At 59.3% G+C, this 13,175-nt stretch carries 10 protein-coding genes; 5 read left to right on the forward strand and 5 right to left on the reverse strand.

The features are described 5' to 3' along the window. Positions 1 to 85 precede the first annotated feature (85 nt). Complete coding sequence (gene aceB, locus ABIB44_RS10895) at positions 86 to 1,711, forward strand: malate synthase A (RefSeq protein ID WP_354584691.1); 1,626 nt, start codon at positions 86 to 88, stop codon at positions 1,709 to 1,711. 118 nt (positions 1,712 to 1,829) lie between these two features. Next, complete coding sequence (gene aceA, locus ABIB44_RS10900) at positions 1,830 to 3,113, forward strand: isocitrate lyase (protein WP_354584692.1); 1,284 nt, start codon at positions 1,830 to 1,832, stop codon at positions 3,111 to 3,113. Positions 3,114 to 3,258: 145 nt separating this feature from the next. Here the strand turns inward: aceA and ABIB44_RS10905 are convergent, their stop codons facing one another. Continuing rightward, positions 3,259 to 4,425, reverse strand: coding sequence for a ribonuclease D (locus ABIB44_RS10905; protein WP_354584693.1), 1,167 nt, complete (start codon positions 4,423 to 4,425; stop codon positions 3,259 to 3,261). Between the two features lie 270 nt (positions 4,426 to 4,695). Here ABIB44_RS10905 and ABIB44_RS10910 point away from each other — a divergent pair, with 270 nt between their 5' ends. Continuing rightward, positions 4,696 to 7,824, forward strand: coding sequence for a SusC/RagA family TonB-linked outer membrane protein (locus tag ABIB44_RS10910; protein ID WP_354584694.1), 3,129 nt, complete (start codon positions 4,696 to 4,698; stop codon positions 7,822 to 7,824). Between the two features lie 36 nt (positions 7,825 to 7,860). Next, entirely contained in the window at positions 7,861 to 9,255 is a 1,395-nt protein-coding gene (locus tag ABIB44_RS10915; RefSeq protein ID WP_354584695.1) for a RagB/SusD family nutrient uptake outer membrane protein, read from the forward strand. Positions 9,256 to 9,324: 69 nt separating this feature from the next. Here the strand turns inward: ABIB44_RS10915 and ABIB44_RS10920 are convergent, their stop codons facing one another. Both ABIB44_RS10920 and ABIB44_RS10925 read right to left on the reverse strand, forming a co-directional pair. Beyond that, a complete protein-coding gene (locus ABIB44_RS10920; RefSeq protein ID WP_354584696.1) occupies positions 9,325 to 10,236 on the reverse strand; it encodes a prohibitin family protein in 912 nt (303 codons plus the stop codon). A 36-nt stretch (positions 10,237 to 10,272) separates the two neighbouring features. Further along, positions 10,273 to 10,734 (reverse strand): hypothetical protein, encoded by a 462-nt coding sequence (locus ABIB44_RS10925; RefSeq protein WP_354584697.1) that lies wholly within the window; start codon positions 10,732 to 10,734, stop codon positions 10,273 to 10,275. A gap of 214 nt (positions 10,735 to 10,948) precedes the next feature. Between ABIB44_RS10925 and ABIB44_RS10930 the strand changes: the two genes are divergently transcribed. After that, a complete protein-coding gene (locus ABIB44_RS10930; RefSeq protein ID WP_354584698.1) occupies positions 10,949 to 11,128 on the forward strand; it encodes a hypothetical protein in 180 nt (59 codons plus the stop codon). A gap of 276 nt (positions 11,129 to 11,404) precedes the next feature. Here the strand turns inward: ABIB44_RS10930 and ABIB44_RS10935 are convergent, their stop codons facing one another. Next, positions 11,405 to 11,713 carry a hypothetical protein gene (locus ABIB44_RS10935; protein ID WP_354584699.1) on the reverse strand — a complete coding sequence of 103 codons (309 nt, stop codon included), beginning with the start codon at positions 11,711 to 11,713 and terminating at the stop codon, positions 11,405 to 11,407. A gap of 116 nt (positions 11,714 to 11,829) precedes the next feature. Continuing rightward, complete coding sequence (locus ABIB44_RS10940; RefSeq protein WP_354584700.1) at positions 11,830 to 13,065, reverse strand: S-adenosylmethionine:tRNA ribosyltransferase-isomerase; 1,236 nt, start codon at positions 13,063 to 13,065, stop codon at positions 11,830 to 11,832. Positions 13,066 to 13,175 lie beyond the last annotated feature (110 nt).

The raw sequence follows: 13,175 nt of genomic DNA on the forward strand, positions 1-13,175 counted from the left end.
ATCGGTTGTCATGTATAAGCCGAGAGATGAAGACTGAACGAAGTCATTTTCTCATTTCCCCTTCTCACCTTCTCACATTTCCTAAATGACCTTCACCGACGTTGCTCCCGCCCCAGCGCCCACTTACCTCACCCCCGAGCGGGTAAAGGTCATCGGCGCGTATTCGCCGGCCTTTGCCGAAATCCTCACGCCCTCGGCCCTGGCCTTCGTGGCTGAGCTGCACCGCCACTTCGACCCCACCCGCCAGGCCCTGCTGGCCCGCCGGGCCGAGCGGCAGGCCGATTTTGAGGCCGGCATCCTGCCGAACTTTTTGCCCGAAACCATCCGCATCCGCGAGCAGGACTGGACCGTGGCCCCGCTGCCGGCCGACCTGCTCGACCGCCGCGTGGAAATCACCGGCCCCGTGGAGCGCAAGATGATTATTAACGCCCTCAACTCCGGAGCCAGCGTGTTCATGGCCGATTTGGAGGACTCGAACGCTCCGACCTGGGACAACGTCATCCAGGGTCAGATTAACCTGCGTGATGCTGTGCGTCGCACCATCTCGCTTAGCACGCCTACCAAAGAGTACAAGCTGAACGAGAAAACCGCCGTGCTCATGGTGCGCCCGCGCGGCTGGCATCTGGTCGAGAAGCACATTTTGGTCGATGGCGAGCCCATCAGCGCCGCGCTGCTCGACTTTGGCCTCTACTATTTTCACAACGCCCACGAGCGGTGCGCGCAGGGCACCGCGCCCTATTTCTACCTGCCCAAGCTCGAAAGCCACCTCGAAGCGCGCCTCTGGAACGACGTGTTCAACTTCGCGCAGCTGGCCCTGGAGCTGCCCAAGTGTCAAATCAAGGCTACCGTACTCATCGAAACCCTGCCGGCGGCCTTCGAGCTGAATGAAATCCTGTACGAGCTGCGCGAGCACAGCGCGGGCCTCAACTGCGGGCGCTGGGACTACATTTTCAGCTACATCAAGCGCTTGGGCCTTAACCCCGACTTCCGCCTGCCCAACCGCGCCGAGGTGACCATGACGGTGCCCTTTATGGCTGCCTACTCGGCCCTGGTGGTGCAAACCTGCCACCGCCGGGGTGTGCACGCCATCGGCGGTATGGCCGCCCAGATTCCCATCAAGAACGACCCCACCGCCAACGACGCGGCCCTGGAGAAAGTGCGGCAGGATAAAATCCGGGAAGCCACCAACGGCCACGACGGTACCTGGGTGGCCCACCCCGGCCTGGTGCCGGTGGCGCTGGAAGTCTTCAACCGCCTTATGCCCGGCCCCAACCAAATCGAGAACAAGCGCCCCGACGTGCATGTGACAGCCGCCGACCTGGTGAAAGCGCCCACCGGCAACATCACCGAGGACGGCCTGAAGCTGAACATCGACGTGGCCGTTCAGTACCTGGCCTCCTGGCTGGGCGGCAATGGCTGCGTGCCGATTTACAACCTGATGGAAGACGCCGCCACGGCCGAAATCAGCCGGGCGCAGGTGTGGCAGTGGCTGCACACGCCGGGCACGGTACTGGCCGATGGCCGCGCCGTCACGACCGAGCTGTACCGTGGGCTGGTGCCCGGCCAGCTGGAGAAAATTAAGGCTCAGGTGGGGGATGACGCCTATGAAAAAGGCCATTTCATGGATGCGGCCCGCCTGTTTGATAAGCTGGTGATGAGCGAGCAGTTCATCGAATTCCTGACTGTGCCAGCCTACGAGCAACTGGCGTAGCCAGCAGGTAGCGGCTGCGCTACTCCCCCCCCAAATTCCGATAGTTAAAAAGCGGCCTGCCGGGCTGCCCGGCACCGCTTTGCCCAAACCCAATCCTTCACCATTCAATCTGTTTCCCATGAAAACCACCCCCCAACGCGCCGCCGAAATTGCCCTCGACTGGGCCCACAATCCCCGCTGGATTGGCATTGAGCGTCCCTACTCGCCCGAGGATGTGGTGAAGCTGCAGGGCTCCGTGCACATCGAGTATTCGCTGGCCCGCCAAGGTGCTGAGCGGCTCTGGGAGCTGTTGCACACCCGTGAGTATGTGGCCGGGCTGGGCGCGCTCACCGGCAACCAGGCCGTGCAGGAAGTGCAGGCCGGCTTGCTGGCCATCTACCTCAGCGGCTGGCAGGTGGCGGCCGATGCCAATGGCGCGGGCCACATGTACCCCGACCAAAGCCTGTACCCCGTGGACAGCGTGCCGGCCGTGGTGCGCCGCATCAACAACGCCCTGCTGCGGGCCGACCAGATTCAGCACCTCGACGGCCGCAGCGACATTCATTACCTCGCGCCCATCGTGGCCGATGCCGAAGCCGGTTTTGGTGGCAACCTAAATGCCTTCGAGCTGATGAAAATGATGATTGAGGCCGGAGCGGCCGGCGTACACTTTGAAGACCAGCTGTCGTCGGCCAAGAAGTGCGGACACCTGGGCGGCAAAGTGCTGGTGCCCACGCAGGAAGCCATCAACAAGCTGGTGGCCGCCCGCCTGGCCGCCGACGTGCTGGGCGTGCCCACCCTGATTGTGGCCCGCACCGATGCCGATGCCGCCGACCTGCTCACCGCCGACGTAGACCCGCGCGACCAGCCCTTCATCCTGCAGGAAGCTGAGCGCACCAACGAAGGCTTCTACCGCATCCGCTGCGGCATTGAGGCCGGCATTGCCCGTGGCCTGGCCTACGCGCCCTACGCCGACCTCATCTGGATGGAAACCTCACATCCCGACCTGGGTGACGCCCGCAAATTTGCCGAGGCCATTCATGCCAAATACCCGGGTAAGCTGCTGGCTTACAATTGTTCACCGTCCTTCAACTGGGCCTCCAAGCTGAGCGTGGAGCAGATGGAAACCTTCCGCGAGGAGCTGGCCGCGATGGGCTACAAGTTCCAGTTCATCACGCTGGCAGGCTTCCACGCCCTCAACACCAGCATGTTCGAACTGGCCCAGGCCTACCGCCAGCGCGGCATGGCCGGCTATTCCGAGCTACAGGAGCGCGAGTTTGCGCTAGCCAAGGATGGCTACCAGGCCGTGAAGCACCAGTCGTTCGTGGGCACCGGCTACTTCGACGCCGTGCAGAACGTGGTGACCAGCAACCAGACCAGCACCGCCGCCCTGGTGGGCAGCACCGAGGAGGCACAGTTTTAAGCATTAGCTGAATAATAAAGTACGTCATGCTGAGCGAAGTCGAAGCATCTCGCGTGCAATAGTAAATCCTCTCGATTGGATTACTACCACACGCGAGATGCTTCGACTTCGCTCAGCATGACGTACTTTATTATTCAGCCAAAACCTAAAACGGCTGCTCAATCGAGGCGTAATCCTCGCCGTGCTTCTCGGCCGTACCTTTTAGCAGCTGCTGCTGCCAGGGACGTAAGGCAGCTTCGGTACCCAGCTCGATGATGTCGGCGATGAGGCGGTTGCTGAGTACCATGTTGGCCATGGTGCTGCCGTGGTCGGTGGCGAGGTGCCCTTTAAGGGCCATGAGCAGGGCTTCGCGGGCATCGGCGCGGGCGGCAGCGGGACCGCCAAGACGGCGGCGGAAAGGGAACTTGCGCTGCTCGGCTGGCAGCGGGGCATCGGGTTCCAAATCGGTCGTGCCGATGGCGAGGAGCTGCTCGGCGTAGGGCGAGCGTTTCAGCTCGGGGTGCAGGCCATTGGCGGTGCGTAGCTGCAGGGCCGTTTCGAGCGGGTTACGGGCGAGCTCAGCCAGCCGGTCGTTGCTGAGAACATGGTACGGCGGGCGGTCGAGCTGCCGGGCCACGGTATCGCGCAGCATGAACAGTTCGCGGAATATGGGCATTTCCTGGCTGGAAATCTTGTATTTGGCAGCATTGCGCGACCACGGGCGCGGGTCGTCGCGGCCGTAGCGGACGGCTTCGAGGGCCAGGTTTTCCTGAGCGGCCCAATCGGCCCGGCCCAGCTCTTCGAGCCGGGCGCTGAGGCGGTCGGTGAGCTCGAAGAGGTAGAGCACGTCGTTGGCCGCGTATTCCTTCTGTGCTTCGGTGAGCGGGCGCTTCAGCCAGTTCGATTTCTGCTCGCCCTTGTCCACTTCCAAGCCCAGTTCGGCCTGAATGAGGCGGCCGAGCGAAATATTATTATCCTCGGCGGCCAGCAGGGTAAACTGCACGCTGGTATCGACGATATTGAGGCAATTCACGCTGAACACCTCGTCGAGCAGCAGGATGTCGGACTTGCAGGAATGAAACACCTTGGCCACCGTCGGGTCGCGCAGCACGGCGAACAGCGGCTCCAAATCGGCAGCCATGTTAGGCAGGGGCAGGGGGTCAATCAGATACGCCTGTTGGCCATCAAAAACCTGTATTAGAGCCAGATGACGGCCATAGCGGTGGCGCATATCGTCGAATTCCAGGTCGATACCAATGCGGGGCAGGGTGGCAAAATGCGCGGCGGCGGTGGCCACGGCCTCGGCGGTGGTCAGGTAATGAATGGTGGGCATTGAAGCGGAATGCAGAACGAAGAGAGCCGCCCGGAGACGGACCCGAATGTAAGAGCGGTAAAGGTAGGTACGGTAGGCAGGCTTGGCGAAACTATTGCGCCGAATAGGGAAGTAGTAGGGTAGTTGAGCGTGTGCAATTATATTCGCCCTAGCATCGTGGAGTCAGGAATGATGAATTGACCATTTTTTCCATGTTATGTTTTTCTGCTTTCGAAACATTTGTACCGAAAGTTGTTCCCGTCTTATCACTCACCAACTATCTTTTCTCTCATGAAAAAACGCTTATTCTCTCATTTCAGGCTGCTGCTTTTGCTGACAGCTTGCTTGTGTTCGGCATCGGCCTGGGCGCAGTCCAGTGCCATCAGTGGTCGGGTCACGGCTTCGGACGGAGGTGCCCTGCCCGGCGCTACCGTTCTCGAACGCGGTACCACCAACGGTGTAAGTACTAATGCCGACGGTGCTTTTTCGCTCAGTGTGCAGCCCAACGCCACGCTGGTCATTAGCTCAGTAGGTTACACGGCGCAGACCGTTGCAGTAGGCAGCCAAAGTGTAATTAACGTCACGCTGGCCGCCTCGACCACGCAGTTGAGCGAAGCCATTGTGGTGGGTTACGGCACGCAAACAAAGGCCGACGTAACGGGCTCTATTGTAACGCTTACCACCAAGGATATCAACAATGCCCCGGTGACGACGTTTGAGCAGGCCATTCAGGGTAAAGCTGCGGGCGTAGTCATCGAAAACAGCAGTGGTAAGCTAGGCCAGGGCATTAAGGTGCGGGTGCGCGGTACTTCTTCAGTAAGCGGCGACACGCAGCCACTGTACGTAATTGATGGTATTCCAGTCCAGACGGATAACCTGTCGTCGACCAGTGCTCCGACTAACCCCATTGCTGATATCAATCCCAACGATATCGAGAACATCACTGTCCTGAAAGACGCCGCCGCGTCGGCCATCTATGGTTCGCGCGGTACCAACGGTGTGGTGCTCATCACCACTAAGCGAGGTAAAGCGGGTGCCACGCGCTTCAACCTAGGCTTCCAGACGGGTAGCAGCAAGGCTACTCACTTGCGCGAGTTCTTGAATGCCAAAGAGTATGTGGAGTTGTTTACGGAAGCATTGAAAAACGCCGGACGTTCCGACGCCAGCATTGTCAACCGCTTCCGGGGCTATGCCGCTGGTGTAACCGTAGATGCGAACTACAACGTGGACACTAACTGGCAGGACCAGGCGTTCCGCAAAGGCAACTTCAGCCAGTATGACCTGAACGCCAGCGGTGGTACCGAAAAAACCAAGTTCTTTATCTCGGGCCAGTACAACACCCAGGAGGGTATTTTGCTCGGCAATAAGCTGCAGCGTATTGCTGGTCGCTTTAATGTTGACCACCAGGCAACCGAAAAGTTGACACTGGGTGCCAATGTGGGCCTATCGCGCACGCAGAACAACCGTCTGCCCAACGACAACGCCTTCAGTAACCCCGTTCAAATCGTGGCTTTGGCTCCTATTACTCCCCTGATTGACCCCCGCACGGGCCTGACCAGCGGTGCGCTTGATGTGGCCACCGGAAACCCTAACACTAACTTCCCCTTCTACTATAATCCGCTGTTGGGCATTCAGAACAACGCGGCAACGTATACGACCTATGGCTACCGAGCCCTCGGCAACGTGTATGCACAATACGAGTTTCTGCCCGGCTTGTCATTCCGCAGCGAATTGGGCCTCGACCTGCTGAACCAGGACGAAGACCAGTACCTGGCCCGAGTGACGTCGCGCAACTCTAACCCCACCAACGGGTTTGGCTTCAGCGCTCACACTACCAGCGCCCGCTTCACCACAAACAACTACTTCTCCTACCGTAAGGTGCTGAACGAGGTACACAGCATTGAAGCCACGTTGGGTACTTCGTTTGAGCAGCGCCGTGCTACGGCGAATAGCGTGCAGGGTACGCAGTTCGCCAGCGATGCTTATCGCACTCTTGGGAATGCCGCTACCTACACGGCCGGCAGTTCCAACAGCACCAGCAATGCACTGCTTTCATACTTCGCTCGTGTTAACTACGCGTTTGCCAGCAAGTACCTGCTGGGCCTGAGTGCTCGCATCGACGGTTCATCGCGCTTCGGAGCGAACAAGCGCTACGGCTTTTTCCCAGCCGCTTCACTGGGCTGGGTCGTGACGGAGGAAGCCTTTCTGAAAGACCAGAAGGTGCTCAGTTTCCTGAAGCCGCGCGTGAGCATTGGCCGAACCGGCAACCAGGGCTTTCCCGACTTTGCCTCGTTGGGTCTGTACTCGGGCACATCGGGCTACGTCGGCGTACCGGGTCAGCGTCCGCTGCAGCTGGCCAACCCCAACCTGAAGTGGGAATCGACTACCCAGACCGATGCCGGTATCGAATTTGGTTTGTTCGATAGCCGCGTCAGCGGGGAGGTCGATGTGTACTTGAAGCGCACCACCGACTTGGCTCTGAACGCACCGGTACCAGGTACTTCGGGTTTCCTCACGCAGTTTCAGAACGTGGGTAATCTGGAAAACAAGGGCATTGAATTTGCCCTGACTACCCGTAATTTCGTAGGTGATTTCACTTGGACCACGACTGCTAACGCGAGCCGTAATGCCAACAAGGTAACTTTTCTGCAGGGGCAGCCGGTGCTGGGAAGCTTCCTCAGCCGTGCACAGGAAGGCTACCCGCTTGGGACTTTCTTTGGTGCCGAGTATGCCGGGGTTGACCCCGCCAACGGTAATGCACTCTACTATCGAAACCGTGCCAGCAATGATGGCACCAGCACGGGATACATCGACCACAACGCCGGCAAGACCAGCGTGGTCGACTCGGCGCAATTGGTGCCCGTGGGTGACCCTAACCCCCGCTGGACGCTGGGCTTCACCAACACCTTTACCTACAAAGGCTTTGACCTGAGTGCTACGCTTACCGGCGTGTTCGGCAACAAAATATTTGATGCTGGTGGGCAGTTTTATTCGGTGGCGTTCAACAACGGGCCCGATAACCAAACCCGCGACCAGCTTAACCGCTGGCGCAAGCCCGGCGATATCACCGATGTGCCCAAAGCCGACTACCTGAGCGGTAACGGCACTGCTAACTCTTCGCGCTTCGTGCGCGACGGCTCTTACGGCCGCCTGCGCACCGTAACGCTAGGCTACAACCTGCCTGCCTCGCTTGTGAAGAAGGGTTACCTGCAATCGGTGCGCGTGTACGCCCAAGCACTAAACTTGGCCACTTTCACAAAATACAAAGGTTGGGACCCTGAAGTGAACGCCGACTACCTCGCTTCGTCGGGCAGTCTGGGCACCGTCACGGCGACCCAGGGCAACATCAACCAGGGCATCGATTTCTACTCGGCCCCGCAGCCGCGTACCATCACGTTCGGTATCAACGTCGGCTTCTAGCGTCTGGCTTTTTCCTCCCTTTGACTTCTTTCTGATATGAAAAAAATAGTTTATGCGCTGGCCACTGCTCTGCTGTTGACCGGTACGCTCACAAGCTGCGATAAGAAGCTTGATATTAAACCCGTCGATAACGTAGCTGCCGACCAAGCCCTGCTGACTTCTTCGGACGTAGAAGCCGCTTTGGTGGGTTCTTACACTGGCATGCAGAATGCCGAGGCTTACGGTGGCTACATTCAGCTGATGTCTGATTTGCTGGCCGATGACGGCGAGATTTCGTTTGTGGGCACATTTGTTCCACCCAACCAAATCAACCGGAAGTCTATCTTGCGGGATAATGGCTTTGTGCAGAGTATCTGGACGAATGCCTACAATGTGATTAACCGCACCAACAATGTGCTGGCTAACCTCGACAAGCTCGATACGCCGGCCAAAGTGGCGCGTGTGGAGGGCGAGGCCCGCTTCATCCGCGGTGCTATGTACTTCGAGCTGGTGCGCCTGTATGCCCGCGACTGGGCCGATGGTACGCCCTCTTCGAACCCCGGCGTGCCGCTGGTGCTCACGCCTACCAAGGTGGTCGATGCCTCATCCCAAGTGGCGCGCAACTCGGTAGCCGAAGTTTACGCGCAAGTAATTTCAGACCTCACCACCGCTGAAAGCAAGATGACGGCCGTCTCAAGCGCAGGCAACTTCTTCGCCGGTACGTCGGCCGCCGCCGCCATGCTCTCGCGCGTTTACCTGCAGCAGGCCCGTTTTACTGAAGCCACAGCCGCTGCCAACCGCGTCATTGCGGCTGTAACGTCGACGGGTATGCCGCGCTACAGCCTAAATTCCAGCTATATAGATGAGTTCTACTCGGGCGCTGACTTGCTGGCCAACTCCAGCGAAGACATTTTCGCTATTCAGAATTCGGCTCAGAGCGGTAGCAATCAGCTCAACAACTTCTACTCGCCCTTTCAGCGCGGTGATGTTGCCATCGAAGATAAGCACCTTAACCTTTACAACTCGGCCGACGACCGTCTCAACCTGTTCACCATCGGCACGGGTGGCCAGCAGTCGTACAGCGATAAATATGATTCACAATACGGCAACATCAAGCTGATTCGTCTGGCCGAAATGTACCTAACGCGCGCCGAAGGCAATTTCCGCACTGGCGGCGTATTGGGCGCTACACCTTTAGCTGACGTCAACCGTATCCGGAACCGCGTAGGCCTGCCATCGCTGGCCAATCTAACCTTGAGTATCATCCTAGCAGAGCGAAAGCTGGAGCTTGCCTTTGAAGGCTTCCGGCTGGGCGATGTGAAGCGCAATCGCGAGTCGGTACACGACGCCAGCGGCACGTTACTGCCTTGGAACTCGCCCCGCCTCGTCTTTCCGATTCCGCTACGTGAAATCAGCGTGAATCCGAAGCTGACGCAGAACTCGGGCTACTAGCCTAATTGCTGCCCACAAAAAAAGCCCGTAACAGCTGTTACGGGCTTTTTTTGTGGGCAGCAATTAGCGCTACTTATCGCCTAGCAACAGCTGCGGCACTGCCCCGCGTCCGCCGCCCATGATGATGACCTTTGCGTTGGGCGAAGTAGCAATGGCCTGGTTGGCCTTGATGGTTTCGTATTGCAGCAGCTTGTCGCTGAGCTCGGTATTGACGATGCGCTGGTAGTCGGCAATGCCCTGGGCCTCCACGCGCTTGCGCTCGGCTTCCTGCTTTTCCTTTTGCAGCACAAACTGCATTTTCTGCGCATCCTGCTCGGCCGAAATCTTGCTTTCGATGCTGGCTTTTACCGACTGCGGCAGCTGAATATTGCGGATGAGCAGCTGGTCGAGTTGCAGGCCGTTGTTGCGGAAATCCTTTTCAATGGCGGCCAGAATGCGGGTCTGGAATTCTTCGCGCCGGGTCGAGTACAGGGCCACGGCGTCGTAGAACACGGCCCCGTCGCGGATGCGGGTGCGCGAAATGGAGCGCACAATTTTATCCTGGTAGTCTTCGCCGATGGTGGACAGAATTTTGGGTGCCTGGCCCGGCACCACGTGGTAGAGAACGGTGAGGTCGATGACAACTTCAAGGCCGTCGGCCGAGAGCACCCGAATGGCATCGTCGCCCGTCTGGGCTCCCTCGCCGCGCACCGCCGACATGGTGTAGTTCTGGGTGCGGGTATCGAAGCGGGTTACGTCTACCAGGGGGTTCACCACGCTCAGGCCGGGAAGCAGCACGCGCTGCTGCACTTGCCCAAACAGCGTTTGCACGCCTACCTGGCCCACGCCAATCTGCACCACCGTGCTTAGTACCAGGCCCAGCACCAGAAAGGCACCGCCCAGAAAAATAAGCCCGCCGCGCAGGCGTTCCAGCCGGTCCGAAAACCGCGAGGCATTCAGGCCCAGTACCAGAATGATAAAACCAAGAATGGTGAGGGTCATGACAGTAAAAAGTTAGCAGTTGAAAGAGTGGGGGAGTTAGTCTTCGTCGGTTTCAAAATCCAGGGTGCGGGCCAAATCCACGCCTTCTTGGGCAATTTCTTCGAGCAGCGCGGGGGCATCGGCATCGAGGGTGCGGCCGAAAAGGTTGAGCAATTCCTCGCCCTGCTCGTTCACGTACAGGTTTTCGTAGAGGCGGTCGAACAGCCGGGTTTCACGGCCCACGATGCGGTCGATATCCTCCGGCGAGCGGGCTTCGCTCAGGGCGCGGTGCAGCACGTCGAGCACCTGGCGGCTCTCGTCGTGGTCGCCGAGCTCCGACACCAGTTTAAGCAGCCCCATGGCCACCCCCAGGCGCACCTGCTCGAAGCGAAAGGGCAGCTGCGCCGGGGATGCCGCACGCAGCTGGTCGTAGGCGCGCAGGGCGGTGGGCGTGAGGTAATACTTCACGTCGTTGGGAGCAGTGAAGGCTAGATGCAGCAGTTGTTCGTAGGGTGTCATGATAAAAACCAGTGGTTGGAGCCGCAACCGGGACGGCGGGGGTGCGTAGGCGAAAGGGCGCAAGGTACGCGCTAGCCCTAGCCTCCGGCATTTATCGTTGGTGCGGTCGCGGCATTACATTCACCCTTACCCGTAATTTATTCCGATGACCCATAAGAAAAAATGGCTCCTGTTTGCTCCCTTAGGACTGAGTGTAATCGGAGCGGGTGCCAGTATGATACATTGGGCCGGCAGCCTGAAAGACCAGCACGCCCCCACCGCCAAATGGCTGGCCGCCGGCACGGCCGCGCTGGTCGTATTCAATACCGGCATCAGCCTTTTTGGGCGCAGCGTGGTTGAAAAAGTGCTGCACGAAGTGCGCGAAAAGTCCGCGCCGCACCACGACCAGAGGTAGAGGTTGTGCCGCGAACATGCCCGGCAGGATGTTTTGAGTACTCAAGGAAAGTAAACGAGTGAAGAACGCCAGGCAGCGCGCGGCGAATTATCCTGCTTGTGCCAACAAATCATGTGTTTAATGATTCGGGCAAGGCACTTCGCCGCGCGCTGCGTGGCAGTTATTTTGCTTGAATACTTCCGAACGGCTCAACTGGAATAGCACCAACAAAAAAAAGACCCCAGCCGAAGCCGGGGTCTTTCTGGAAATACGGAAAGGAACAGTTCTTGGAAAGGACTATTCGGTTTTAGCTTCCATTTTAGCGGTACCTTCTTTGGTTTTGGTGCTCACTTTATTGGCACCACGCTTCACGGCACGCTTGGTTTTCATGGCACCGCGCTTCATCGCGTGGCCCGTTTTGTGGGCTACGTTGCCGGCGGCATCCTTGGTGTTGTCGAGGGCCTGGCCCACGTTGGTCTTGCCGGTTTTGGTTACCACTTTGGTGGTGCCGTTGTCACGCGTTTTCACTTCGGTCGAAGGCGTAGTCTGGGCGAAAGCAGTGGTGGCGAAAGCCGACAGGGCGAGGAAAAGAGTTGCTTTTTTCATGGATTTTTCAGAAAGAAAAAGGGCTTTTGGTGGCTTGTACGCGCCCCTTCGGCAAAGGTTATTACCAGTATCGTGCCATGTTGCCCGGGGCCTGCTACCCGCTGCCTGCGGGCGGACTACGGCAGCAGCAGCGAGCTGTCGCCATAGCTCAGAAAGCGGTAGTCGTGGGCCAGGGCGTGGTCATATACTGCCCGCCAACCCGGGCCCAGCAACGCGGCTACCAGCAGCAGCAGCGTACTCTCAGGCTGATGAAAATTAGTAATTAGCCCGTTCACTAAACGGAAGCGGTAGCCCGGCGCGATGAGCAGACGCGTACTGGCTTCCAGCGTATCGGTGCCCCGGGCTTCGAGGTAGCGTAGCAGGGCCGTAAGCGCTTCCCCTGAGCTGATGCCGGCCGCTGCTTCGGCTTGCTCGTAAGGCTGCCACTGCGTTACGAGCAGGGCGGCGGGCTCGGCAGCAGCCAGCAACAGGCCAACGCCCAGCCAATACAGCGTTTCCAGCGTTCGCAGGCTGGTGGTGCCCACCGCGATAACCGGTCTGGGCTGCTGGGACAGCAATTGGCGCAGCAGGGCAGCCGTCACGATAATCGGCTCGGTGTGCATGGGGTGGTCGGCCATGCGGGCGGCTTTCACCGGCTGGAAAGTGCCCGCGCCCACGTGCAGCGTCACGTGGCCGATGGCAAAGCCCCGGCTCCGTAGCTCAGTCAGTATTTTGGGGGTGAAGTGCAGGCCGGCCGTGGGGGCGGCCACGGCCCCTTCGGCGGCGGCGTACACGGTTTGGTAGCGTACGGCATCGGCGGCGGTATCGGGCCGGTCGATGTAGGGCGGCAGCGGCAGGTGGCCGGCCGCGCGCAACACCTCGGCAAAGGGCAGCTCGGCCAGGTTCCAGCGAAAGTCAATCAGGGCCGTGCCGGCTTCCTGCGTTTGGCGCTCGGCGTGCAGGGTGGCTGGCTGGCCGTCGGCGGTTTCAAATTCGAGGCGTACGGGCCCGTCTTTCCAGCGGCGGCCATTGCCTACCAGGCAGCGCCAGGTGCAGGAGCCGGTTTGCTGCAAGGCCAGCTCCAGACTCCGGTGCGGGGCCACGGGTTCCAGGCAAAACAGCTCGACCTGCCCGCCGGTGGGCCGCCGGGCCAGCAGCCGCGCCCGCACCACGCGGGTATCGTTGAAAACGAGCAGTGCGCCCGGGGGCAGCTGGCTGGGCAGGTCGCGGAAAATGTGGTCGGTAATCACCCCACTGTGGCTCACCAGCAGGCGGCTGGCGGCGCGGTCGGGCAGGGGTTCGGGCGCAATACGGGAGGCCGGTAGTGGGTAAGTGAAATCGTGAATAGAGAGCTGGCGCGGGTCGGGGTTCATGCCGCAAAGGTCGGATTGGGAGTAGTTAAAAGTGGAGAGTTAAAAGTTAAAAAAACCCGCTTAACAATTCAAGCAGGCTTTTTAACTTTTAACTCTCCACTTTTACCTCT

It is taken from the genome of Hymenobacter sp. UYCo722 (genome assembly GCF_040547115.1).
In the GTDB taxonomy this organism is placed as follows: Bacteria; Bacteroidota; Bacteroidia; order Cytophagales; family Hymenobacteraceae; genus Hymenobacter.